We start from the raw sequence: 23,755 nt of genomic DNA, 5'->3' as shown, positions 1-23,755 counted from the left end.
ACAAGGCGCGGTCGTCAGGTGGTGCGGGTGGCGCGCCCCGAAGCCGGAGTGTACGTGGCTCCTGCGTGCCGGAGCGCCGGCTGCGCCCGCCCGACGGTGCGCGCAGCTGCGGTGCCCGCCGCTGTTACTCGATGCGTGCGGCTTCGTCGAAGCTGAGCCGCGGCAGCCGCGGGAACAGCCCGGCCGGATCGCCATAGCCCAGATTGACCAGGAAGTTGGACTTGATCGGCGTGCCGGCAAAGAACGCCGCATCCACCTTGTCATTGTCGAAGCCGGACATCGGGCCGGCATCCAGACCCAGCGCCCGTGCGGCCAGGATCAGGTAGGCGCCCTGCAGCGAGCTGTTACGGAACGCGCCGGACACGCGCATCTCGCGCGAGCCTTCGAACCAGCTCTTGGCGTCGGCATGCGGGAACAGGTACGGCAGTTTTTCGTGGAACTCCTCGTCGGAGCCGATGATCACCGTGACCGGCGCGGCCAGCGTCTTGGTGGCATTGGCCTCGGACAGTGCCGGCTTGAGCTTCTGCTTGCCCTCCGGCGTGGTCACGAACACGAAACGCGCCGGCGACCCGTTGGCGGCGGTCGGGCCCCACTTCAGCAGATCGTAGAGCTCGCGCAGCTGCGCCTCGCTGACCGGCTTGTCGAGAAAGGCGTTTTGCGTGCGGGCGGTGCGAAACAGCTGATCCAGCGCGGCAGCGTCGAGCAAGTCGGACATGGAGACTCCGGGAAGCAAGGGAATGGGCGACAGTAGGGTGCAGCACCGGCGCCAGCGTGAAGACCCGCAGTGTAGAGTGACGCGATTGCGGCAACACACGCTCAATCTGAAACAAATCTATGTCGGATCTGAAACGATGGCGCTGACCTGGGCGGTCAGCGACGGCCGCGCCGGCAATGCACGCCAGGCCGAGGCCTTGGCGCAGGCGCTGCACTCCACGCCGGTCACGGCGCTGCATCTGCAGGCCCGCGCGCCATGGCGTTGGGCCGCACCGCGCGTGTTGCCGGGCGCGCAGGCGGCGTTTGGATCCGGCTTTGCCCGGCAATTGCAGCAGCCGCCGGCGCTGGCGATCGGCTGCGGGCGCCAGGCCGCGCTGGCCACCCGGCTGCTGCGCACGCGCGGCAGCCGGGTGGTGCAACTACTGGATCCGCGCCTGGACCCGCGCCACTGGGATCTGCTGGTCGTGCCCGAGCACGATGCGCTGCGTGGCGCCAACGTGCTCACCCTGCTCGGCAGCCTGCACCCGGTGGACGATGCCTGGCTGGCCGCCGGGCGCACCGCCTTCGCCGCGCTCGGCGCGCTGCCCGGCCCGCGCGTGGCGCTGTTGATCGGTGGCCCCACCGCGCAGCTGCCCTGGACCACCGAAGCGCTTGCGGCGCTGTGCACGCACCTGCGCGCGCAGGTGCTCGCGGCCGGCGGCAGTCTGCTGGTCACCACCTCACGGCGCACGCCACCCGAGGCGATCGCAACGCTGCGCAAGCTGCATGCAGGCCTGCCAGGCCTGCTGTGGTGCGACGAGCGCGACGGGCCCAATCCGTACGCCGGCCTGCTGGGCTGGGCCGATGCGATCGTGGCCAGTGCCGACTCGGTCAACCTGCTCTCCGAAGCCTGCGCCACGCGGGTCCCGGTGGCAGCGGCGTTTGCCGAACAGGCACAAGGCCGGGTGGCGACATATGTGCGGGCACTGCAGGCGCGTGGCCGTCTGTGCGATGCCGGCGATGTTTTCGCAACGCCGCCGCAGCTGCATCCATTGCGCGAAACCCAGCGCATCGCCGCACTGGTGCGTGCGCACCTGCACGTATGATGGTGCCGCCGCCGATGCCACCGGGCAGACACAAGGACGCTGCACTCCCCATGCAACTTGCACACAAACGGCGCGGCTGGCCTGCAACGGCGCTGTTGCTCGTCTCCCTGACGTGCGCACTCCCCGCCTTCGCCGCGCCGGTGTGCACCCCGCACTATCCGACCCCCGCGACGCTGGCGGCGATGTTCGACATGGCCAGGTCCACCCAGCAGGCGCTGGACGCAGTGGACGGTGCGCAGGTCGTGCTGCTGGCACGCGGCGGCCAGGATCTGAGCCGCTATGGGCTGAAACACAGCCATCTGGCCTTCGCGCTGCGCGAGGACGACGGCACCTGGCGGGTGAAACACCTGCTCAATCACTGCAAGTCGGACAACTCCGCGCTGTATCACGAAGGTCTGAGCAACTTCATCGGCGAAACTGCCCTCACTGCCGATCTGCGCGTCGGCGTGCCGGCACCGGCGCTGCAGCAGCAACTGCGCACGTTGCTGCAGGATCCGGCCACGCTGGCACATGCGCTGCACGAGGCGCGCTACAGCATGATCGCCTACCCGTTCTCCACCGATTATCAGAATTCCAACCAGTGGGTGCTCGAAGTGCTGGCGGCGGCATTGGCGGCGACCAGCGCAGCAGAGGCGACAGCTGCACCGGTGAGCGATCGACGCAGCGCGCAAGCCTGGCTCAAACGCAATGGCTACCAACCTACCCGCCTGCACCTGGACCTGAGCAAGCGCATCGGCGCCCGTTTCTTCGTCGCCAATGCCGCAGTGACCGACCATCCCGCCAGCGAGCGCATCTCCGGCAATTATTCGGTGATCACGGTCGAGTCGGTGTTCGATTTCCTGCAGCAGCAACAGATGCTGCAGCAGGACCAGTCCATTCCACACAGCGTTGCCACGCACGGAGCATCTCCATGAACATCCCTCTTCGATCTGCCGGCCTTGGGCTGCTGCTGGCCATCTCGTTTGGCCAGCCGATGCAGGCCCATGCGGGCCTGACCACGATCACCCGTGGCGATGCCTCGGCGATGTCGGCGATCCTGGTGATCTCCGCGCCGTATTTCGTGTCGTTGGCGCTGGGCCATAGTGCGATCGCAGGCTCGGAAGCCTTGAGCGACGCATCGCACAAGGCCTCGGCCGGGCCGTTGCCGCCGATGCGGGTGAAGTCGGTGGAAAAAAAGACTGACGGCGGCTGCCAGGTGCAGTTGCAGGATCCGGCGAACGCCGAGAACACCGCGCTGCTGCGCTGGCCGGCCCGCCAGGACGACCCGACTGCGGGCTTTCGCGTTGGCGAGACGGTGACCTTCCAGCCGAGCCCGGCCGGTGCGGGCTGGACGGTGCAATCGCCACGAGGCCAGGCGCTGGCATTCGTGCCGACCGCGGAATCTGCCGCGCAGAACAGCAGCACCACCTGGTGATGCAGGGGAGCCGCTTGCAGACGCTGTCGACCAGGATGGCGCGTCACTGACGCACCGTTTGCGGATACGGTGCCACGTGCCGTGCGCGCAGAGGCATCTTCCACTGTCTGCCGAACTGCCTGCGCGATGGTTTGTTGATCCTCAACGACGCGTACGGCCACGTGCAGTTGCAGAGCCCTGGCGCGCCGATGCCTGGCACGCATGTACGCACGCAGGTAATTGCCAGCGCGCTGATCGCGCCGTAATCGGCAACGCTGTACACGCAAATTGCCTGATGACCCGCCGGCATGCGCTCGAACGGCAGCGCGGCGCTCACGCATCACGCGGTTGCGCGAGCACGAGCGATCCGCAGCGCGTCACTCACCAATGCTGGCGGCCATGCGTGACCGGCATGCTGGTTGAACCAGCAGCACGCGGCCGTGTCGTGCATACGCATTGGCGCATTGGCGCACTGGCCCGCATGCGCCAACGCGCGGATAATCCGCGCTGTTCTGTCACTACCGCACCGTCATGTCCAGCACCGCGCCGACGCCGTTCGCCCCACTCACCGCGCGCGCATTGGCGTGGGCGGTCCTGGCCATGGGCGCGGTGGTGCTGTTGTCCAATATCCTGGTGCAGTACCCGATCAACGATTGGCTGACCTGGGGTGCGTTCTCGTATCCGCTGGCGTTTCTAGTGAGCAACCTGATCAATCGGCGCTTCGGCCCGCGCGCGGCGCGCAAGGTCGCCTGGTGCGGCTTTGCACTGGCGGTGGTGTTGTCGCTCTGGCTGGCCACCCCGCGCATCGCGGCGGCCTCGTGCACCGCCTTCATCGCTGCGCAGCTGCTGGATATCAGCGTGTTCGACCGGCTGCGCAGTGGCAATTGGTGGCGCGCGCCGATCGTGGCCACCACCTGCAGCGCCACGCTGGATACCACGATCTTCTGGAGCATCGCCTTTGCCGGCGCTGGACTGCCATGGATCAGCTGGGCGGCCGGCGACCTGGCGGTGAAGCTGGGCATGGGCGTGTTCCTGCTTGGCCCGTTCCGCGCACTGCTGTGGCGCAGTGCGCCGCGACCGCAGGGCTGACCGGCTCGCCTGCGCACCGGGGATCAGGCCAACACCAGGCGCGGTGCAGGGACGCTATTCCAGCGCACCCGCGTTTCTGCCGACCCGGCCTGGGCACCGCACGCGTCTCACCTTGCAACGCCAGCTACCGGCCACTCAAGGCGGTAGCGTTGCCACGTCCTTGCCGAGCGGAAACTCCAGCCCTTGCGCGTGCGCGGTAGTGAAGATGCTGTGCCGTGCCTGCTCGATCGCGGGCGTTGGTGGGATCAGCCGCGGCCGGCGATCCAGGGTGCAACTCAGGCCCGCTTCCACCAAGGTGGCATGCGCCTGGTGCAGCGGTGCGGCACGCTCGGCCGGCAGCCACTGCGCCTGCACCAACACATCGATCAAGGCGGGCGTGGCGCAGGCCAGCAGCAACTCAGGGTGCTGTGCAGCCTGGCCGAGCACGCCGGCCTGCAGGACGAATTCTAGATCGACCAAGCCGCCGGCGCCCTGCTTGAGATCCAGCCGCCCCGCATCGCTGCGATCCAGTTCGCTGCGCATGCGCGCGCGCATCTTGCGCACGTCCTCGTGCAGCACGGCGGTGTCGCGCACGCGTGTCAGCGTGTCGGCACGCACCTGTGCGAAGGCCGCGCACAGCGCCGCATCGCCGGCCACCGCACGTGCACGCACCAGCGCCTGATGCTCCCAGGTCCAGGCGCGCTCGCGCTGGTAGTCGCGGTAACTGGCCAGCGATGACACCAACGCGCCCTTGCCACCATCCGGGCGCAGCCGCACATCGATCTCGTAGAGACGCCCGGCGCCGGTTTCGGCGGCCAGCAGTGTCATCACCTTCTGCGCCAGCCGCGCAAACCAGCGCCCGGCTTCCAGCGCTCGCTTGCCATCGGAAGCTTCCACCTCGCGTGGATGGTCGTAGAGGAACACCAGATCCAGGTCCGAGCCGAAGCCCAGCTCCAGGCCGCCCAGGCTGCCGTAACCGATGATGGCGAATGCCCCGCCCGGCACCTGCCCGTGCGCGGCGATCAGTTCGCGGCGCGCCAGCTGCAGCACCGTCTGCACCACCACTTCGGCCAGCCAAGCCAGTTGCTGGGTGCTGTCCACCGCCTGCTGGCGGCCATCGAGCGTGGCCAGCGCAATGCGAAAGCTCAAGGCGAGCCGACGCTCGTTGAGTTCGCGCAGCGCCGCTTCGGTGTCCTCGATCTGCAAGGTGTCCAGGCACGCAGCGTGCAACGCGTCGCGGTCGGGCAACGGACCGCTGATGCGGGTGTCGAGCAGTTCGTCCAGCAACAGCGGATGCGCAGCCAGGCGCTCGGCCAGCAAGGCGCTGCGCGAGAGCACATCGACCAGGCGTGCGAGCGCGCTGGGTTGTTCGTCCAGCAAGGCCAGGTAACTGGTGCGGCGCAAGGTGGATTGCAGCAGGCCGAGCATGCGGCGCACGGCGGCATCCGGCTGGCTGGCGCGGGTGGCCGCATGCAGCAGCGCCGGCATGACGCGGTCCAGCCGCGCGCTTGCGGTATCGGAGAGCGCACGCACGCCGGAGGACTGCGCAAAATCGGCCAGCACCTGATGCGCACCGGCTGGATCATGCAATCCGATGCCGGCCAGCGGCGCGGCATCGCCTTCCGGCAAGGCGCGCCAGTAGTCGGCAAGTGCGTCGGGGGCGGTGGCGCGCACGCGCGGTGCCAGCAGCTCGGCAAATTCGGCGGCAACGCGCGCGCGTTGCGGGGCGAGTGCCTGCAGCAATGTCGGCCAATCCGCATAACCCAGGCCCAGCGCGATGCGTTCGCGATCCAGCGGCGCCTGCGGCAAGGCATGGGTCTGTGCATCGCGCAACATCTGCAGACGATTTTCCAACCGGCGCAAGAAGCGATACGCCTCGGTCAATGCATGCCCGTTGTCCGCATCGATCTGGCCGGCCTCCACCAGCGCCTGCAAGGCAGGCAGCAGGCGACGCTCGCGCAGGCTCGGTTCGCGCCCACCGCGAATCAGCTGCAGCGATTGCGCCAGGAACTCGATCTCGCGAATGCCGCCTGGCCCGCGCTTGATGTCGTCCAGACGATCGTGGCGGGCGACTTCGGCAGTGATCGCCGCCTTCATCTCGCGCAGGCCGTCCAGTGCGGTGAAGTCCAGATAGCGCCGGTAGACGAAGGGGCGCAGCGTCTCGAGCCAGGCTTCGCCGGCATCGATATCGCCGGCCACCGCGCGCGCCTTGAGCCAGGCATAGCGCTCCCAGTCGCGTCCTTCGCGCTGGAAGTACTGGTCCATGCCGGTGAACGACAAGGCCACCCGCCCGGCCGTGCCGAACGGGCGCAGACGCAGATCCACGCGATGGCTGAATCCATCGGCGGTGGTTTCGTCGAGCAGCTTGGCCAGCTGCTGGCCAAGCCGCGCAAAATATTCCTCCGCTGCCAGCGGGCGGGCACCATCGGACTGGCCGCCCTGCGGATACGCATAGACCAGATCCACATCCGAGGAAAAATTCAGCTCGCCACCACCGAGCTTGCCCAGCCCGAACACCACCAGCCGCTGCACGCTGCCGTCTTCGGCAATCACCTGGCCGTGGCGGTCGCGGAATTGCTGCTCCAACGCCTGCAGCCCACATTGCAGGCAGGTTTCGGCCAGGCGGGTGGCCCCGGCCAGGGTGGCATCGACGCTGTCCAGATCGAGCACGTCGCGCCAGACCAGGCGCGTAGATTCGCCACTGCGGTAGCGCCGCAACTGCGCCGGCCAGGCCTGGGGCTGTGCGGGGTCGAGCACCGGCAGTGGCAACGGCGGTGGATCCGGCTGCGCCAGGTGCTGCAGCAATGCCGGCTGACGCGCCAAGGTATCGAGCGTAAACTCGCTGGCGAGCGCAACCTGTTCGAGTCGCCGAGCGAAGTCATCGCCCGGCCAGGGCTGGTCGGCCGGCACGGCATGACAGACACGCGCCACGGCCCGCTCAATCAGGGCGGTAAGCGCAGGAGACACGGATGAGGTAGGCAGCGACATGCGCCGATTCTGGCATCCCTGCGCGATGGCGGCATGTGTCTACGGTTGATCCAGCGGTGTCTAGGGGCAGCAATGCAACTAGTGGGTTCACCGCCGCACTGCGTGTAGTCCCATCAACATGCGGTCATGTCGACGGGCGTGATGTCCTCACTGGTTGCGGGCTCCTTGGCGGCTTGTTTGAAGTCTCGTTTTTTAGGCGTTGTGTCTGAAGGGGACTCAGCAGTGTGGATAGATCAGTTGCGGAGCGGTTGGTCTGTGGACTTGGTGCAGGGCCCTTGCCCGCCCACCCTCGCGGGACACGCCGCAAGTACGTCCATGTAGGCTCTTACGCGGCATCCATGCCGCGTAAGGTCCCGCGACGGTAGGCGGGCAAGGACCTAGCGAGATGGTCGGTGTGCATGGTTGCAAACGGTGCATGCGGTGCACGACGTGCGCTGGTTGGATCACTCGGCGTTCGCCCAACTTTTATCATTTCTCCATCGCAAGCCGAGCGGCAGGCAGGCCTCCAACACGCACCCTGTAAACGTCTCGTCTGCCACGCAGGCCGAGTTACACGCTTTCAGGAAAGCAGCCGACCAACTGTCTGGTTCGGTGGCCTCGCCGGTTGCGGGACCGTGTGGCGGCATGGATGCCGCCACCGAGCCCCCAGGGATGGGTTCACGGCGTGTCCCGCAAGCGGTGAGGCCACCGCGCACTCGACGAGATGAGCTTTTGATTCAGGCATTGGATCGCAGTTAAAGAGGTCACCGTTCTAAATCTCGATTGCTTTAGGCGTTGCTTCTTGAGCGCCTGACAATGCGGACAGATCAGTTGCGGAGCGGTTGATCTGTGGACTTGGTACAGGGCCCTTGCCCGCCCACCATCGCAGGACACGCCGCAAGTACCTCCGTGTAGGCTCTTACGCGGCATCCATGCCGCGTCAGGTCCCGCGACGGTGGGCGGGCAAGGACCAGTCAAGCTGGTCGGTGTGTGTGGCCTTCAAACAACAGCAAACTACAGCACGTGCCAACCCATCACGCCGCATGCGACGCAGCCCAGCAGCACTGCCAGCCACGCACTCCAGCGCGGCGCGTACGCCAGGCCCAGCGCTACCCACAGCGCGGCCACGCTGACAAACCCCAGCCACAACAAGGTACCCACCGTTCCGCCCCAAGCGAGTACGCACAGCAACAGCGCGGCGATCAACAGACAGACAGCCATCGCACGCAGTAACCATCGCTGCATGACCGGCGCAATGCGGCGGCCGGTGAGCTGCTCGTAATGGCGATGCATCGCCACGGCCAGGGCCATCATTGCGGCATGGCAGAGCGCGGTGTCCAGCAGCGCAGCGATCAGCCCATCCATGGCGAATGTCCCAGCAACCAGCTCGCACCGCCCAGCGCAGCGATACCCACGCCCAGCCAGCCCCACATGCGCAATGCACTGCGCGCGCGAAACATCCACAGCACGACGACGGTGTAGATGGCGAAACTCAGCAAGGTCATGCTCAGCACCGAGACCGCAGGCGACACGCCGGCAAACCGCGACAGCAGCTGCGCCAGCACGCTGCAGCAGGTGGAGGTCAGCGCATAGCCGCCGACGCTGGCAGCGAGCACGCGACCGGCAACCGACCAGCGGTAGCGCGTCACCGACGCGGTGCTCGAAGCAGGCTTCACAACACATCCATCGCGGCAGTGGCGCCGCGCCTGGCGCGTGTCGGCACCGGTCGCACCGCGCTGCGATGGGCCCGATATGCCGCGTAAGCAAATGCAATGCCGAAGACGAGCGAGACCAGCTCGACCCCGGCGCGCTGCAGGTCGCCGGCAGCCAGGTACACGCCCAGATGCTGCCCGGTGGTGACCGCATTGAGCAGCGGCAAGCCGACACACAGCAGCGCCGTCATCGCCAGTTGCTCCACCCATGCACGCGCGGGCGGGCGCAGCAGCGCATGCAGCAGCGTGGCTGCCCATACCCACAGGAATGCGTGGATTTCGATCTGGCTGCGGCCGGCCTGCGCGATCGGCACCAGGCGGTTGGCATAAAAATACGCAATGCTCGCCAAGGCGGTTCCCGCAAGCGCGGCGACATTGAGCGCTTCCACCACCCGATAGATGCCGGCGGTGGCCGCGCCGAACTCCTGCTCGCTACGCCGACGCCGCTTGATCGAAAACAGCAAGGTGCCGGTGGCCATCATCAAGGTGCCGGCCAGGCCGCAGATGAAATACAGCCATTTGCTGGTCCAGCCGCCGAACCCGGCCACGTGCAGGGTCTTGATGACTTCTTCCACATCCTGCGCGTGCAGGTCCGTGCGTGCGGCATCCGCGTGCCGCTCCAGCAGCGCGCCGCTGTTCGCGTCGAATACCACGCTGTTGGCTGAGTTGAGCAGGCGCCGCGAGCTGCCGGTCGCGGCCACGCGCGCGATCACCCGCAGCTTGCTGCCGAGTTGATCGGGCCGCTCGATCACCAGCGTTTGCGCAGGCGCAGCGTTGAGCGAGTCTGCTCGCTGCACCAGCTCCGGCAGATAGGCGGGCACGTTGTTGACTGCTGCTTTGTCTGCGCTGGCCGCAGGCATTGCCGGCGACAGAGCATCGGCGTAACGCGTGTAGGCGTCTTCGTCGCTGCCGTACAGCGCGTGCAACGGCGCGGGCATGTAGCTGGTGTAGAAATACGCCAGGCCGGTGTAGACGATCATCAGCAGGAAGGGCAGCGTCAGCACCGCCGTGGCGTTGTGCGCGTCCAGCCACGAGCGCTGGCCCTTGCCCGGGCGGAAGGTAAAGAAATCCAGAAAGATCCGCTTGTGCACGATCACCCCGGATACCAGCGCGATCAGCCCGCACAGCGACACCCAGCCCACCAGCCAATAGCCGGGAATGCCGCCATGTAAGGTGTAGTGGAAGCTCATGAAATGCCGGCCGCCTTCGGTCTGCCGGCCCCACGGAGACGGCAGCAACTCGCCGCTCCCGGGGTCCAGCGCTGCCTGATCCTGGCCCTCTGGTGTCCGCCAGAACAGCGTGAGCGCCTCACCCGGATGCGCGGGCAAGGTGATCCGCCACAGGCGCGCCTGTGGCGCAAGCTGATGCAGCTGCGCCAGTGCACGCGGCACCAGCGCTGCTTCCGGCAGGACCGTCTGCGTACTGGCACTCGGCAAGGCCGGTGTGCCCTGCATCCAACTGGTGATCGGATCGCGAAACACACTGAGCGTGCCGGTCAGGAAGATCGCGCACAGCAACCAGCCACAGCTCAGGCCGCACCAGGTGTGCAGCCAGGCCATGCTTTGGCGAAAGCCTTCTTTCATCCGGCACGCGCCATGCGCCACCGCAGCGCTTGTGCCCGCATCACAGCGCGCCGCGCAGGGTCACCATCACATTGCGCGGCTCGCCGTAATAGCGCCCGTTAACGAAGCTCGACAAGGTGTTGTAGTAGTGCTTGTCAAACACGTTGTTGAGATTGACCGCCACCGACCATTGCCGGTTGACCTGGTACCGCGCCAATGCATTCCAGACCGCACGCCCCTGGATCGGCGCGGTGGCAGTGCCGATCTGCCGATACGCCGCGCTCTGCGCGCTGACACCGCCACCAACGGTGACGTCCTGCAGCACGCCCGGCAGACGATAGGTGGTCCATACCCGCAGCAAATGCTTGGGCGTGTAGCTGTTGAAGGTCTGGCCCTGGCTGCTGACATCCTGCAGGTAGGTGGTGCGGTTGAAGGTGTAACCGGCAAACACGTTCCAGTCGCGCAGCACCTCGCCGCTGACTTCGGCATCGAACCCGCGGCTGCGCACCTTGCCGCTGTCGATGTAGCAGAAATCGTTGTTGCGGCAGGTGGGGCTGGTGGTCAGGTCGGCCTGGGCGCGGTTCTTCTGCTCGATCTGGAACAGCGCAAACGCGCTGTTGATGCGCCCGTCCAGCCACTCACCCTTGATGCCAAGCTCGTAGTTGGCACCCGTCATCGGCTTGAGCATCTCGCCGGCTTCGGTCTGCGCGTTCTGCGGCTGGAAGATGTCCGCATAACTGGCGTAGGCCGACCAGGTCGGGCTCAAGGCGTACAACAGGCCGGCATACGGCGTGACCTGCCCTGTCTCGCGGGTGTGCTCGATCGATTGCGACGGCGACAGCCCGGTGGTGGTGGTGTTCCACAGGGTGTCGTGCCAGCTCACCCGGGTGCCGACGATGGCCCTCAACGGATCAGTCAGCTGCCAGCGCAGTGCGCCGTACAAGCCGAATTCGCGCGAAGTGCCATGCCGGGCCTCGCGTGCATTGGCGAAGATTTCCGCATCGCTGATCGCCCGCACATTGCGCTGCAGATTGAACACGTTGAAGGTCTGGAAGTTGTTCTTGTTGCCGTAGACCGTATCCACGGTGGTTTCGGCGAAGTTGCTGCCGATCACCAACTCGTGCCTGCGCCCCAGTGCATTGAACTGCCCGATCACATTGGCGTCGAAGCCGAAAGCGTGCGCATCGGAAATAGTGCGCGCGGCCAGCAGCGCGCCGGTGCCGTTGGCCGGATTGATCGCGCGGCTGGAGCTGGCATATTTCAGATTGTGCAGCTCGCGCACCTGCACCGCACTGAGCTTGAACACCCAGTCGGCATTGAAGCGATGGTCCAGGTCCAGATACAACCCGCGATTGGACGAGGACTGCCGGTTCCATGCCGCACCCAGATTGGTCTGACGCGGCAGACCGATATCGCGGCCATCGCTGAAACTGGGCAGACCGCCGAAGAACGGCCGGCCTTCCACCTGTTCGTAGCTCACGCCCAGGCTGAGCTGGGTCTGCGGCGAAAACGTGTAGTCGAGCGTGCCGTAATAGGTGGGCGTGCGGCGCGTGACCCCATCGACGAACGAGCGCTGCTCCTGGTAATCGATCACCCCGCGCGCGCGCAATGCGCCATCGGCGCTGAGGTTGGCGCTGCCATCGATCAGCGCGCCGTAGCGATCCCAGCTGCCGCCCTGCACCATCACGCTGACGCCCGGCACATCCAGCGGGCGCTTGCGCACCAGGTTCACCGCGCCACCGGGATTGCCTGCGCCCTGCAGCAGGCCGGCCGCACCGCGCAGCACTTCGGCGCGATCGTAGATGCCCATGTTGGCGCTGTAGTTGCTTGCCCGGCCATACATGCCGCGATTTAGCGGCACGCCGTCGTACTGCACGGTGGTGATGTCGAACCCGCGCGAATAGATGTACTTGCCGCCCTGCGGGCTCTGCACGATGGTGATGCCGGTGGTGCTGGCCAGCGCGTCGTAGACCGAGGTGATGTTCTGCTCGTCCATCAACTGACGGGTGACCACGCTGATCGACTGCGGGATGTCCTTGAGCGCCTGCTCGCCGCGGCCGATGCTGACCGCGCGCGCGGTATAGCTGCCGGTGCCGCTGGTGGTCGCACTGCGGTTGGCCTGCGCGGTCACTTTGATGGTGGGCAGCAGCCACGCGTCCACTTCGCTATTGCTCGTACTCAGCTGCGGCGCGGCGCGCAGCACGTAGCCGCCGGTCTGCAACGGCACGGCCTGCAAGCCGCTGCCCGCCAGCAGCGCAGCCAGGGCGGCCGGTGCGGTGTAGCTGCCATCCAGCCCGGCGGTGGTCTTGCCGTCGGTCTGCGCGGCGGTGAAGCTCAGCAACAGGTTGGCCGAACCGGCCAGTTCACGCAGCGCCGGCGCCAGTGGGCCGGCGGGGATGCGGTAGGCCTGGCGTGCATCCTGCGCGGCAGGCGCGGTCTGGGCGATGGCATCGGGCATGCCCGCACACACGCCCAGGCTGCAGAGCGCAACCGCCACGGCGGCGCCGAGCGGCCGCTGCACGGCCTGCACCAGGGCGTTGCGCTGCAACGACGAAGAGGAAAGTTGGCCGCGGCGGCGGGCAGTGATCGACATGCTGTTCCCACAAAGGTTTGGTGTCGCACTGACACCGTCATTGGGGAGGTGCCACAACTGCGGCGATCGGGCAGCCCGGATGCAAACTTTTTTTGGCGACGTGCCGGCTGGCGGCGCCTCAGCCCTGCCCGGCCGCCTGCACCGTCACCCAGTAACGGCTGCGCCGGCTCACCCGCACCGGCAGCACGCTGGGCAGCATTGCCAGGATGCGGTCGGTGTCGTCCAGCGGAAACACGCCGGAGACGCGCAGGCCGCCCACCTGCGGGTCGCAGCGCAGCAGCCCGGCGCGATAACGGTCAAGTTCGGCGATGAAGGCATCCAGGCGCCACTCGTCGGCGACCAGCTGCCCGCGTACCCAGGCCGCGGCCTGTGCATCGACCGGCGCGATGGCGCCGAGCGCGTCGGCGGTAAACCGACACTGCTCCCCTGCCTGCACGCGCCCGACGGCCTGAGCGGCCGCATGTGGCCGCACCTCCACCGCGCTTTCCAGCACGCTCAGCCGGGTGTCGTGTTCGTCCTGGCGCACGCAAAAGCGCGTGCCCAATGCATGGATATCGCCCTGCGCGGTGCGCACCAGCAGCGGCCGCGCATCGTGACCCGCGCCCAGCGCGTGCGCGGTGGTCACCATGATCTCACCGGCCAGCAACTGCAGCAGCCGCTGCTGCGCGTCGAACCGCACGTCGATGGCGCTGCGCGTGTTGAGGGTGATGCGGCTGCCGTCCTGCAACTGCACCTCGCGGCGCTGGCCGGTCGCGGTGGCGTAATCGGCGGTGGCGCGCTGCCAGCGTTCGGTGCGCGAGGCCAGCACGCCGGTGGCCCCGGCCACCCCGCCCCACAGCAGCAGATTCAGCGCCTTGCGCCGGCCAGATGATGTCTGGCCGTTGCTACCCGCATACGGCGACAGGCTGCGATAGGCCGCCTGCGGGGTCAGCGTCTTCAGCCGCCCGGTCACCGCCTCGATATGCGCCCACGCCCGCGCGTGGTCCGGATGCGCATCGCGCCACTGTTGCCATCGCTGCAGCTGCGCCTCGCTCGCGGTGCCGGACATCAGCAGCGTCAGCCATTGCGCGGCCTGGTCGGCGACCTCGGCGCTGATCGGTTGCCCGCCGGCCAGCGGCGCGCGCTGGCCGGCAGCGGTGCGCGCACGAGGTGAGGCGGCATCAGCCATCCGTGCAGCTCACGCCGACAGGGCGAACAGGCAATGCCGGTTGGCACGCGTGAGGTATTGCTTGACCGAGCTGCTGGACACGCCCAGCCGCTGCGCGATCTGCGCGTAGCTCAGCTCCTGCAGATGCGCCAGCAAAAAGGCTTCCTTCACCTTGGGCGGCAGGCCATCCAGCGCCTGGTCCACCTGCTGCACCGCTTCCAGCGCCAGCAGTTGCAGCTCCGGCGACGGCGCCAATTCCTCCGGCAGCGCAGCCAGCAGTTCCAGGTAGCTGGTTTCCAGCAACTTGCGCCGCTGCCGGTGCGCCATCAGCCGGCGCGCGATGGTGGCCAGGAATGGGCGCGGCTCGCGGATCTCGTCGGCGGCGCCCGCGCTGATCACGCTGATGAAGGTGTCCTGCGCCAGGTCGGCAGCCACGAACGCATCGCCCAGCTTGCGCCGCAGCCAGCCCTGCAGCCAGCCGTGGTGGTCGGTGTACAGGCGCTCCACCTGCTGATGAAGCGCGCCTTGCGTGACCGACACGATGACCTCCTGGACGGCTGGACCCAGGCGGCAAGGCGCCCGGCGATAAATGAGAATTGATCTCATTCTAGCGGAAGCCGGCCATATATGCAGGCGCGGCCGCTGGCCCCCCCATCACGCGGATCGAAAACATGTAGGCGGTTGATGCTCAAAGCGACCCGGCAGTAGCCTGGGCAAGCCTTCAACAACTAGGCGTTTCGCGCGCTGAGCGGAGGCCAAGTGGCTTGACTGGCCAAGCTTCAGGCAATAAAAAAGCCCGCTTGCAGCGAACTGCCAGCGGGCTTTGCTCCCTCCCCCACGTCGGGATGCAGGATCATAGTGCGCGCCCCGAACGCCACTTGCACGCTGCACTGCAAAACAACACCAGGCAGTACAGAACTGGCGCTTTTTCCTTCACACCGCACTGGCGCGCGACGACCTCAGCGCAGCAGATCGGGCTGGGCCTGGTACCACTCCGGTGCACGCAGCAGATGCCATTCCGGGGTCTGGCCGCGCAACCCCACCGCCGCGCTCAACATGCCCCAGCGCGCGAGCAGACTGCCGCTGCGTTGGCTGCCCTGCAAACGCAGGCGCGCATCCACCTGGAAGCGTTGGTTGCGCGCCTGCAAGCGATCGACGATGACGGTGTCGCCCTGCCAATGCACGCGCCCGGTCACCTGCGCCTGGCCTGCATCCACCAGCCGCAGCATCCAGTTCGGAATCGAACGGTCGCGCGCGTACAGCGCCATCAGGAACGCCAGATCGCGCACCTGGATGCGCACGCGTCCATCCACGCCGACCGGCTGGTGCCATTGCATGCGGGTGTCTTCCAGCACGATGCGCGCCCACCAGCCATCGCGGCGCTGACCATCCGGCCCGGTGAATCCGATATTGCGCAGCTGGATGGTGCTGGCGTCGAGGCGAAAGTTTTCCGCACGCAGATCGCCGCGCTGCAAGCGCAGATCCGCATCCACATCGCCACGCAGTGCCAGGCCGGCAAACTGCAGCCGCGCCGCACGTGCACCGATACGCAGGCCGCCCTTACCGATACGCCCACCGGGTTCGATCTGCAGATCGCCACTGAGCACACCATTGCCGCCATCGAAACGCAGTTGCTGCTGCGGCAGATAGCGGTTGTAGGCACGCAGATCCGGCACGCGCGCATTGGCGAACACCAGATGCGCGCGCGTGGCGTCACGCAGCGTGGCCAGATTGCGTGCATCGGCGCGCGTCTGCAGATCCAGACGCAGATCCCTGCCCTGCACGAATGGACGCGTGGGCGCATCGGTGTGCGCAATGGAGAACTGCTGCATCTGCAAGGCAAGTGCCGGCAGCAGCTGCCCGTTCGCATCGGCGCTCACCCGCAGGTCGGCGCTGGCCTGCCCATCGATCGCATGCCCCATCACGCCGACATGCGCACGCACGTGCGGCACCTGCAGGCGACTGCCGGCACCGAGCTGGCCGCGATCGATGCGCAGATCCGCATCCACCAGCCCGTCGCCGTCCAGCGTCAGCCAGTCCACGTCCGGGAACAGCGCCGGAATCCAGCTCAGCGAGGACAGTTGCCAGTGCAGGCGCGCATGCCCGGAGGTACGCGGCAGCAGGCTGCGCATCGATTGCAGCGGCAGCTGCCGGCCTTGCACGCGCAGATCCGCATCCAGGGTCAGCCCGGCATCGGCCGGCTCGGGCATGCTCACCTGCAGGCGCATGTCCTGATCCACCTGCAGTTGCGCTGCAAGCTCGCCCAGCAGGGCGGCCGGCGTGCGCGTGCTGTCGTGCAGGGGTGCGCGCCATTGCAGCTGGCTGCCGGGCTGCAAGGCGCCACGTATCCAGCGCAACTGCCCATCCGCACGCCCGGTGCCGGCGCGTGTGGCGAGCGTGTGGCGCCCCTGCGCATTGCGTACGACATCCAGTGCCGCAGTGTCGCCATGCACGCTCACCTGCGCATCGGCAAGCTGCAGCATGGCCAGCCCACGTGCCTGCTCCGGCGCATGCCGCGCGATGCTGGCTTCGATGCGCAGCTGGCCGTTGCGCAGCACTTCGCTGTCACCCCAGCGCATGCGTGCGTTGTCGAAGCTCGCCTGCGAGGGAAACACTTCCATCGGCCCGCCACGCAACTGCTTGAACAGGCCGAGCTGCAGCTGACCATCGCCTTCGATCCGCAGCTGACGCAGCGTCACTGCCTGCACTTGATCGGCGACGATGCGGTCGAACTGCAGGGTCCAGGCCGGAGCGGTCGATGCGGGACCTGCGGGTGCGCCAGCGGCATTGGCGACCCCAGAGGATGGCGGCACGCGGGCGGCTGCGCCGGTCGTCCGTGCGGGCGGCTGCGTGCTCGCCGCGACGTCTGGGGTGCGTGCGGGTGGCTTGTCCTGCGCGGTCGTTGGCGGCGGCGTACCGGCTGCGTCAGCCGCTGGCGCGGCAGCCACCTGCGTGTTCGGCGCTGTCGCCGGTGCTGGCGTCGCCACGGTAACGGCTGTGGGTACAGCCGCCTGCATGCCGCCGCGCACCCCGTGCGCATGCAGCTCCGGCACCAGCAACTGCCGATGCAGCAACGGCAACAGCTGCACCTGCCCGCTCATGCGCTGCGCGCTGACGTTCCAGCGGGTGCGTGTGGAGCGGCCTTGCAACTCCACCTTCCACAGCGTCAGCCGGCCCGGCCACCAGGTCACTGCCGGGCCCCAGTGCATGGTGAACCTGTCCGGCTTGCGATTGAGCGCGGCCGGCCCGAGTGGCGTGTTGAGCAACAGGTTGCCGAGCAGCAGATAGCTTGCGTACACCACCAATAACGCCAGCAACGGCCAACGCACCAGGCGGGGCAAGGTTTGCCAGCGGGCGCGAACAGGCATCGTCATGACGGCAGGCTCCTGAAGACCGCGCACGCGGCGTGGCGCAGTGTGCCAAGGAAACCGTGAGCGCGGTGCGCAGCGGCGATTGCGGCTGGGCAACGGCAGGCTGCCCGGTGTGCAGTGGATGTCCTACACGCCAGGCAGTGCGCGCACGCCTCGTCGAAGACGGCAAAGCTGGCCGCTTTACGCAAGCCTCAGACCCCGAACCGCTTACTTCGCCTTCGATACCGCCGGCAACAACCCCGGCTGCGCGTCGTACCACTCGCGCGCGCCGGCCAGATGCCACTGGCGCTGCTTGCCATCGAGTTCGATCCCGGCGCCCAGCACGCCCCAGCGCAGATACAGATCGCCGCGCCGCTGCTCATCGTTCAAGGCCAGCCTTGCACGCAGCGACAGCCGCGCATTCTCCGCATGCAGGTCGTCGATCAGCAACTGCTGCTTGCGCCAACGCACCCTGCCGGTGGCGTCGAGCTCGCCCGAATCCAGCAAGCCCAGTACCCAGCGCGGATAATCGGCACGTTGCGCAAACACCGACAGCAGCGGCGCGACATCGCGCATGCGGATCGCCGCATCGGCATCCACCTGGAACGGTGCGCTGGCCTGGATGGTGCCGGCACCCACCTGCATCTGCCCCCACCAGTTGGCATCGCTGCTGTCGTTGCCCACACGCATATTGCGCAGGCGTATGCGCGTGCCGCTGAGGTCAAAGAACTTGTTCTTGAAATCGGCACGCTGCAGCTGCGCCTGCAATTCGGCATCGCCACGCATCTGCACGCCGGCCAGCGCCAAATGCGCGCCCTGCCCGCGCAGGTTGGCGTGACCGCTGCCCACATCGCCAGCGGCATTGAGCGCCACATCGCCGGTCAGGCTGCCGCTGCCGCCGAGCAGGCGCACGTTCTTGCCCGGCAGGTACCGGTTGTAGACGGTGAGATCGGGAACGCGCGCATCGCTGAAACGCAGCTGCGCCTTGAGCGTGTCGCGCAGGCGCGCCAGTTCGGCATCGCCATGCATGGCCAACTGCAGATCGCGGCCGTCCAGCAGGATCTGCCTGGGCGCATCGCGCGGTGCGGCCTTGAAGGTGGGGATGCTCACCTCCAGATGCGCCTGCGGCGTGGCGGCATCGTCGATGCGTCCATGCGCTTTGGCGATACCGGCCAGCCGCGTATCGAACACCTGCGCCACCGCCTCCACACGCGGAATCTCCAGGCTGCTGCCGCTGGCGAGCCGCCCCTGCGCCAAGCGCAGATCGGCCTCGACCAGGCCGCCGCCTGCGAGCTGGAACCAGGGCTTGCGCACGAACAGCTCGGCAATCCAGTTCAGCGATTCGAACTGCCAGCGCCCACGCACCTGCCCGGACAGGCGCGGCAGCACCTGCGCAGGATCCTGCAAGGGAATGCTGCGCCCGGCGATGCGCAGATCGGCCTGCAGTTCGCTGCCCGTCTTCTCGTCGCGCGGCAGGCGTGCCTGCACACGGATGTCGCGCGCCACGTCCAGCTGCAGCGCCAGCATGCCGCGGTCGGTCGCGCCGACGCCGGCCATCAACGGCAGACGCCAGACCGCATGGCTGCCCTCCTGCAGGGTGCCGCGATCCAGCGTGATGTCGGCCTCCACCCGCGCCGCGGACGGCCCGCTGCGGATGTCCACGTGCGGCGCGCCGGTGTCGATCTTCAACGCCACGGTCGCCGCCTTCAGCTGCAGGCGCGCGTGGGTGATGCCGAGCTTGCGCAGGCCCGGCGCCTGGTCGCGGTAGTGGCGCGGAAACTGGAATTGCGCATCCAGCTGCGCGCCATTGAACACCTGCACCCCGTCATAGCTGACCACCGCATCGCGAAAACCCGCTTCGGAGGGAAACAGCTCCGACGGGCCGCCCTTGAGCTGCTTGAGGAAGCCGACGCTGCCGTGGCCCTGCCCGGCGATCAGCAGCTTGCCCAGGCGCGCACTGCGGATGCTGCTGCTGGTGATCGCATCGAAACGCAGCGTCCAGCCCTGATCGCCGCGCGGCGGTGGTGGAATCGGCGTGTCGGAGGTTTCCACTTCCGCTTCCAGGCCGGTGGCATGCAGCCAGGGCAGGCGCACCTCGCGCCGCAACAGCGGCAGCAAGGCCACGCGCGCATTGGCGCGGTCGGCGTGAAACACGTACACGGTGCGGTTGGCCTGCCCGCGCATGCGCACGTTCCAGGCCATCACCTGCCCCGGAAACACGGTCAGTGCCGGGCCGGTCTGCATGGTGAATTTATGCGGCTGCCGATTGGTGACCGCATCGAACAACGGCGTGTTGAGAAACAGGTTGCCGGCCAGCAGATACAGCGCATACAGCGCCACCAGCACGACCACTGCGATACGCCATGGCCGGGGCCAGCGCTGGAAGCGGTCGCGAAGAGAGGACATGGGCGCAGGCAGAAGTCGAGTCTGCCGCCACTATCCCGGTTGCGCTGGCGGCGAGGCGTGAACATAGCCGCTGGCGCGTCACCGCATCCGCTGCGCGGGAGCTGGGGATGCGCTGACGATTAGTGCCACAGCGCAGCAGTGCACAGGGCTTGCCGGCAGGCGCTCACCAGGCAACCGCAGGCCTGCCAGCGGCAACGCCAACGCCAGGCTCCATACGCAGAAACGAAGGCGGGTGAGGCGTCAATGTATTGCCCCAACCGACCTGCCACGCAACAGTCCGCTTCGCACGCAGTTGAGGCCATCTGCACCGGTGCATTGCACCATGGTCGCAGCGCGGCCGACGCATGCAGCGGCGATAATGGCAGTCCCCTGTCCCGCTGTGCCACCCATGTCCGACGAACGCATCCTGTACGCGCCGCTGCGCGAGCGCCTGGTTTCTGCCGAGGCCGCTGCCGCATTGATCCAGCCCGGCGAGACCGTGGCGATGAGCGGCTTCACCGGCTCCGGTTACCCCAAGGCGGTGCCGATGGCGTTGGCACAGCGCATCGAAGCGGCGCATCTGCAGGGCCAGCCATTCCAGATCAAGCTGATGACCGGCGCATCCACCGCGCCGGAACTGGACGGCGCGCTGGCCAAGGCCGACGGCATCGCCATGCGCATGCCGTTCCAGTCCGACCCGGACGCGCGCCAACGCATCAACGCCGGCACGCTGGACTATATCGACATCCATCTCAGCCACGTCGCCCAGCACGTGTGGTTCGGCTTCTACGGGCAGATCGACACTGCCGTGGTGGAAGTCTCGGCGATCCGCGCCGACGGCAGCCTGGTGCCGTCCACCTCGATCGGCAACAACAAGACCTGGCTGGACCTGGCCAGCAAGGTGATCATCGAAGTCAACGACTGGCAGCCGGCCGGCCTGGATGGCATGCACGACGTGTACTACGGCACTGCGCTGCCGCCGCAGCGCAAGCCGATCCCGTTGATCCACGGCGACGACCGCATCGGCGAGCCTAGCCTGCGCTGCGATCCGGACAAGATCGTGGCAGTGGTGCGTACGCATGGCCCGGACCGCAACAGCCCGTTCGCTGCCGCCGACGACAGCAGCGAACGCATCGCCGAGCACCTGATCGCGTTCCTGCGCCATGAAGTGGACAAGGGCCGGCTGCCGGCCAGCCTGCTGCCGCTGCAATCGGGCGTGGGCAATATTCCCAATGCGGTGCTGGCGGGGCTTGCACGCAGCGGCTTCCGCGACCTGGAAGCGTTCACCGAAGTGATCCAGGACGGCATGCTCGCGCTGCTGCGCGATGGCGTGCTGCGCTACGCCTCGTGCACCGGTTTTGCGCTCAGCCCGGAGGGCAACGAGGAGTTCAAGCGCAATATCGATTTCTACCGGCAGCGCATCATCATGCGCACGCAGGAGATTTCCAATCATCCGGAGCTGGTGCGCCGGCTCGGCTGCATCGGCATGAACGGCATGATCGAGGCCGACCTGTACGGCAACGTCAATTCCACCCACGTGATGGGCAGCCGCATCATGAACGGCATCGGTGGTTCCGGCGACTTTGCCCGCAACGGCTTCCTGTCGATCTTCCTGAGCCCCAGCATCGCCAAGGCCGGCAGCATCTCGTCGATCGTGCCGATGGTCAGCCATGTCGATCACACCGAACACGATGTCTCGGTGATCGTCACCGAACAAGGCCTGGCCGATCTACGCGGCCTCACACCCAAGCAACGCGCACGCCAGTTGCTCGATCACTGCGTACACCCGCGCTACCGCGATGCGCTGGAAGATTATGTGGCGCGCGCCAATCGCGACAGCTATGGCAAGCACACCCCGCATCTGCTGACCGAGGCGCTGTCGTGGCATCAGCGCTGGTTGGAGACGGGGGATATGTTGGGGTGAGCGGGAATCGGGAATCGGGAATCGGCGGTTGTAGCGCAGCGTGACGGTGTTGCTGGAGAGATCGGAGCACGGCCGTCATGCCGGTGTTTAACGCTTCGCGAACTTCATTGCTGGCATCGACATGCTGCGACATCGCGATGTCACGGATGTGGCGGATAACGTTCCTGCCCGCTCGCATTCGGCGGCAGGACGGCTCTCTCCCCCTCCTGCCGCTGGGCGCGACGGGTCACCACTGGGTGGTGTCCAATCCGTCGGGCCGGCTCCCTGCGCCGGCCCGGCGTTCTCGTTCTGGAGCGGCCATCAGCACGCGCGCGCTTGTGTTCATTGCCAGGCTGCTCGAGAGGGGCTTCTCCCTTCTCCCGGCGAGAGAAGGTGGCGCGCAGCGCTGGATGAGGTTACGCGCGAAGCCTCGTGTTCTCACCCCACCGCCTCGCCGATCACGCAGCTTCGGCAACCCGCCTTGCGCGACGTGCGCGTACGGCCGTCGCTAGGCGCTCGAGCACCTGCACCGAGGCGTCCCACCCCAGGCAGCCGTCGGTGATGCTCTGGCCGTAGGTCAGTGCGCAACCCGGCACCAGCTCCTGGCGTCCGCCGACCAGGTGGCTCTCCACCATGACGCCGACGATGCGGGTCTCGCCGCCTTCCAGCTGCGTGGCGATGTCGTCGATGACCTTGGGCTGGTTCTCGGGGTTCTTGCCGCTGTTGGCGTGGCTGGCGTCGATCATCAGGCGCGCCGGCAAGCCGGACGTGTTGAGCACTTGGCTGGCCGCTTCCACATTGGCCGCGTCGAAGTTGGGCTGCTTGCCGCCGCGCAGGATCACGTGGCAATCCGGGTTGCCTGCGGTCGCGGCCACCGCGGTGTGGCCGTCCTTGGTCACGGCCAGGAAATGATGCGGGTGCGAGGCCGCACCCACCGCGTCCACCGCAATCTTGACGTCGCCGCCGGTGCCGTTCTTGAAGCCCACCGGGCACGACAGGCCCGAGGCCATTTCGCGATGCACCTGGCTTTCGGTGGTGCGCGCGCCGATCGCGCCCCAGGCCACCAGGTCGGCGATGTACTGCGGCGAGATGATGTCGAGGAATTCCACACCGGCCGGCAGGCCGAGGTTGTTGATGTCGCGCAGCAGACCGCGCGCCACCCGCAGGCCCTTGTTGATCTGGAAGCTGCCGTCCAGATCCGGATCGTTGATCAGGCCCTTCCAGCCGATGGTGGTGCGCGGCTTTTCGAAGTACACCCGCATGACGATCTCCAGCGCATCGCCGAATTGCTCGCGCAGCGGGCGCAGGCGGTGCGCGTAGTCCATCGCTGCGACCGGATCGTGGATCGAGCAGGGCCCGATCACCACCGCCAGGCGGTCGTCACGGCCATGCAGGATTTCGTGCAGCGCGGCACGCGAATTGGTCACGGTCTCGGAGGCGCGCTCGTCGCAGGGCAGCAGCGACAGCAGCTGCGAGGGAGGGGCAAGGGCTTCGATCTTGCGGATACGCAGGTCATCGGTCACAGGCGGCATAACAGTGTCTCGGTGGGCGGTGTTGCATCAGGGAGCCAGGCGCGGCGGCAACAAAAAAGCCGCCAGTGTGCGCTGGCGGCTTTTCGGGAATGCTGCTGAAGATTTCTTCAGGGTGAGCGCAATCCGTCCTCCGCCAGCGGCATCGGAAAACCGTAGTACCAAAAGTAAAACTGGCTGCGGGGTGCGTTCATTGAGTGCATTGATACCACGCACGTTTGGCCGTTGCCACTGTTTCATCGGCAACGGAACGTTGCAGCGGTGCTCCCGCAGGGTGCCTGCAAGCCGCATGTGTCGCGCCGACCACCGCGGCACACGACAAGCTGCGCGAACCGATACGCGGCATT

At 67.2% G+C, this 23,755-nt stretch carries 18 protein-coding genes; 5 read left to right on the top strand and 13 right to left on the bottom strand.

The genetic code is table 11. The features are described 5' to 3' along the window. Positions 1–124: 124 nt before the first annotated feature. Positions 125–715: a malonic semialdehyde reductase gene (locus AC1PLA_RS03165; protein WP_039523198.1), complete on the bottom strand. Its 591-nt coding sequence runs from the start codon at positions 713–715 to the stop codon at positions 125–127. A gap of 136 nt (positions 716–851) precedes the next feature. On the opposite strand from AC1PLA_RS03165, the gene AC1PLA_RS03160 reads away from it, so the two are divergent. From AC1PLA_RS03160 to AC1PLA_RS03150, 3 genes are read left to right on the top strand one after another with little or no spacing between them, the layout of a single operon-like run. Next, positions 852–1,799, top strand: coding sequence for a mitochondrial fission ELM1 family protein (locus AC1PLA_RS03160; protein WP_481105581.1), 948 nt, complete (start codon positions 852–854; stop codon positions 1,797–1,799). Between the two features lie 50 nt (positions 1,800–1,849). Next, positions 1,850–2,713 (top strand): DUF2145 domain-containing protein, encoded by an 864-nt coding sequence (locus tag AC1PLA_RS03155; protein ID WP_481105580.1) that lies wholly within the window; start codon positions 1,850–1,852, stop codon positions 2,711–2,713. Beyond that, the gene (locus AC1PLA_RS03150) at positions 2,710–3,213 is read left to right on the top strand and encodes a hypothetical protein (RefSeq protein ID WP_349779730.1); all 504 of its coding nucleotides are present in this window, start codon (positions 2,710–2,712) and stop codon (positions 3,211–3,213) included. The genes AC1PLA_RS03155 and AC1PLA_RS03150 overlap by 4 nt, the downstream gene beginning before the upstream one ends. 43 nt (positions 3,214–3,256) lie before the next feature. Here AC1PLA_RS03150 and AC1PLA_RS03145 read toward each other — a convergent pair whose 3' ends face one another. Further along, on the bottom strand, positions 3,257–3,529 hold the full coding sequence (locus AC1PLA_RS03145; protein ID WP_481105579.1) for a hypothetical protein: 273 nt from the start codon (positions 3,527–3,529) through the stop codon (positions 3,257–3,259). A gap of 194 nt (positions 3,530–3,723) precedes the next feature. Here AC1PLA_RS03145 and AC1PLA_RS03140 point away from each other — a divergent pair, with 194 nt between their 5' ends. Further along, on the top strand, positions 3,724–4,281 hold the full coding sequence (locus AC1PLA_RS03140; RefSeq protein WP_024937878.1) for a VUT family protein: 558 nt from the start codon (positions 3,724–3,726) through the stop codon (positions 4,279–4,281). Between the two features lie 135 nt (positions 4,282–4,416). Here the strand turns inward: AC1PLA_RS03140 and glnE are convergent, their stop codons facing one another. The 9 genes from glnE to AC1PLA_RS03095 all read right to left on the bottom strand — a co-directional run bounded on the left by glnE (position 4,417) and on the right by AC1PLA_RS03095 (position 19,997). Continuing rightward, positions 4,417–7,248 carry a bifunctional [glutamate--ammonia ligase]-adenylyl-L-tyrosine phosphorylase/[glutamate--ammonia-ligase] adenylyltransferase gene (gene glnE, locus AC1PLA_RS03135; RefSeq protein ID WP_481105578.1) on the bottom strand — a complete coding sequence of 944 codons (2,832 nt, stop codon included), beginning with the start codon at positions 7,246–7,248 and terminating at the stop codon, positions 4,417–4,419. 993 nt (positions 7,249–8,241) lie between these two features. Then, the gene (locus AC1PLA_RS03130) at positions 8,242–8,592 is read right to left on the bottom strand and encodes a DUF3325 domain-containing protein (RefSeq protein ID WP_481105577.1); all 351 of its coding nucleotides are present in this window, start codon (positions 8,590–8,592) and stop codon (positions 8,242–8,244) included. Beyond that, the gene (locus AC1PLA_RS03125) at positions 8,580–8,903 is read right to left on the bottom strand and encodes a hypothetical protein (RefSeq protein ID WP_481105576.1); all 324 of its coding nucleotides are present in this window, start codon (positions 8,901–8,903) and stop codon (positions 8,580–8,582) included. Before AC1PLA_RS03125 ends, AC1PLA_RS03130 begins: the two co-directional genes overlap by 13 nt. After that, positions 8,900–10,498 carry a PepSY-associated TM helix domain-containing protein gene (locus AC1PLA_RS03120; RefSeq protein ID WP_481105575.1) on the bottom strand — a complete coding sequence of 533 codons (1,599 nt, stop codon included), beginning with the start codon at positions 10,496–10,498 and terminating at the stop codon, positions 8,900–8,902. The genes AC1PLA_RS03125 and AC1PLA_RS03120 overlap by 4 nt, the downstream gene beginning before the upstream one ends. 64 nt (positions 10,499–10,562) lie before the next feature. Further along, complete coding sequence (locus tag AC1PLA_RS03115; RefSeq protein WP_481105574.1) at positions 10,563–13,094, bottom strand: TonB-dependent siderophore receptor; 2,532 nt, start codon at positions 13,092–13,094, stop codon at positions 10,563–10,565. 118 nt (positions 13,095–13,212) lie between these two features. Continuing rightward, positions 13,213–14,262, bottom strand: coding sequence for a FecR domain-containing protein (locus AC1PLA_RS03110; RefSeq protein ID WP_481105573.1), 1,050 nt, complete (start codon positions 14,260–14,262; stop codon positions 13,213–13,215). A gap of 9 nt (positions 14,263–14,271) precedes the next feature. After that, on the bottom strand, positions 14,272–14,781 hold the full coding sequence (locus AC1PLA_RS03105; protein ID WP_016902856.1) for a sigma-70 family RNA polymerase sigma factor: 510 nt from the start codon (positions 14,779–14,781) through the stop codon (positions 14,272–14,274). A 419-nt stretch (positions 14,782–15,200) separates the two neighbouring features. Further along, positions 15,201–17,615: a hypothetical protein gene (locus AC1PLA_RS03100; protein WP_349779734.1), complete on the bottom strand. Its 2,415-nt coding sequence runs from the start codon at positions 17,613–17,615 to the stop codon at positions 15,201–15,203. A 204-nt stretch (positions 17,616–17,819) separates the two neighbouring features. Then, positions 17,820–19,997: a translocation/assembly module TamB domain-containing protein gene (locus tag AC1PLA_RS03095; protein ID WP_349779735.1), complete on the bottom strand. Its 2,178-nt coding sequence runs from the start codon at positions 19,995–19,997 to the stop codon at positions 17,820–17,822. Positions 19,998–20,385: 388 nt separating this feature from the next. Here AC1PLA_RS03095 and AC1PLA_RS03090 point away from each other — a divergent pair, with 388 nt between their 5' ends. Further along, positions 20,386–21,900 carry an acetyl-CoA hydrolase/transferase family protein gene (locus tag AC1PLA_RS03090; RefSeq protein ID WP_039523179.1) on the top strand — a complete coding sequence of 505 codons (1,515 nt, stop codon included), beginning with the start codon at positions 20,386–20,388 and terminating at the stop codon, positions 21,898–21,900. A 437-nt stretch (positions 21,901–22,337) separates the two neighbouring features. Here AC1PLA_RS03090 and AC1PLA_RS03085 read toward each other — a convergent pair whose 3' ends face one another. Together AC1PLA_RS03085 and AC1PLA_RS03080 are read right to left on the bottom strand one after the other, a co-directional pair. Then, positions 22,338–23,411 (bottom strand): 3-deoxy-7-phosphoheptulonate synthase, encoded by a 1,074-nt coding sequence (locus tag AC1PLA_RS03085; protein ID WP_046345560.1) that lies wholly within the window; start codon positions 23,409–23,411, stop codon positions 22,338–22,340. Between the two features lie 27 nt (positions 23,412–23,438). Then, on the bottom strand, positions 23,439–23,648 hold the full coding sequence (locus tag AC1PLA_RS03080; protein WP_126750501.1) for a hypothetical protein: 210 nt from the start codon (positions 23,646–23,648) through the stop codon (positions 23,439–23,441). Positions 23,649–23,755 lie beyond the last annotated feature (107 nt).

Source organism: Xanthomonas sp. NCPPB 1826, from assembly GCF_056725285.1.
Note: the sequence above shows the minus strand (reverse complement) of the source record. Positions and strands in the feature narration are given on the sequence as shown.

Excerpts from the sequence above, each read along its gene's own strand:
- AC1PLA_RS03165 (WP_039523198.1), bottom strand. The coding sequence starts at position 715 with ATGTCCGACTTGCTCGACGCTGCCGCGCTGGATCAGCTGTTTCGCACC.
- AC1PLA_RS03160 (WP_481105581.1), top strand. The coding sequence starts at position 852 with ATGGCGCTGACCTGGGCGGTCAGCGACGGCCGCGCCGGCAATGCACGC.
- AC1PLA_RS03155 (WP_481105580.1), top strand. The coding sequence starts at position 1,850 with ATGCAACTTGCACACAAACGGCGCGGCTGGCCTGCAACGGCGCTGTTG.
- AC1PLA_RS03150 (WP_349779730.1), top strand. The coding sequence starts at position 2,710 with ATGAACATCCCTCTTCGATCTGCCGGCCTTGGGCTGCTGCTGGCCATC.
- AC1PLA_RS03140 (WP_024937878.1), top strand. The coding sequence starts at position 3,724 with ATGTCCAGCACCGCGCCGACGCCGTTCGCCCCACTCACCGCGCGCGCA.
- glnE (WP_481105578.1), bottom strand. The coding sequence starts at position 7,248 with ATGTCGCTGCCTACCTCATCCGTGTCTCCTGCGCTTACCGCCCTGATT.
- AC1PLA_RS03130 (WP_481105577.1), bottom strand. The coding sequence starts at position 8,592 with ATGGATGGGCTGATCGCTGCGCTGCTGGACACCGCGCTCTGCCATGCC.
- AC1PLA_RS03120 (WP_481105575.1), bottom strand. The coding sequence starts at position 10,498 with ATGGCCTGGCTGCACACCTGGTGCGGCCTGAGCTGTGGCTGGTTGCTG.
- AC1PLA_RS03115 (WP_481105574.1), bottom strand. The coding sequence starts at position 13,094 with ATGTCGATCACTGCCCGCCGCCGCGGCCAACTTTCCTCTTCGTCGTTG.
- AC1PLA_RS03110 (WP_481105573.1), bottom strand. The coding sequence starts at position 14,262 with ATGGCTGATGCCGCCTCACCTCGTGCGCGCACCGCTGCCGGCCAGCGC.
- AC1PLA_RS03100 (WP_349779734.1), bottom strand. The coding sequence starts at position 17,615 with ATGACGATGCCTGTTCGCGCCCGCTGGCAAACCTTGCCCCGCCTGGTG.
- AC1PLA_RS03095 (WP_349779735.1), bottom strand. The coding sequence starts at position 19,997 with ATGTCCTCTCTTCGCGACCGCTTCCAGCGCTGGCCCCGGCCATGGCGT.
- AC1PLA_RS03090 (WP_039523179.1), top strand. The coding sequence starts at position 20,386 with ATGTCCGACGAACGCATCCTGTACGCGCCGCTGCGCGAGCGCCTGGTT.
- AC1PLA_RS03085 (WP_046345560.1), bottom strand. The coding sequence starts at position 23,411 with ATGCCGCCTGTGACCGATGACCTGCGTATCCGCAAGATCGAAGCCCTT.
- AC1PLA_RS03080 (WP_126750501.1), bottom strand. The coding sequence starts at position 23,648 with ATGAAACAGTGGCAACGGCCAAACGTGCGTGGTATCAATGCACTCAAT.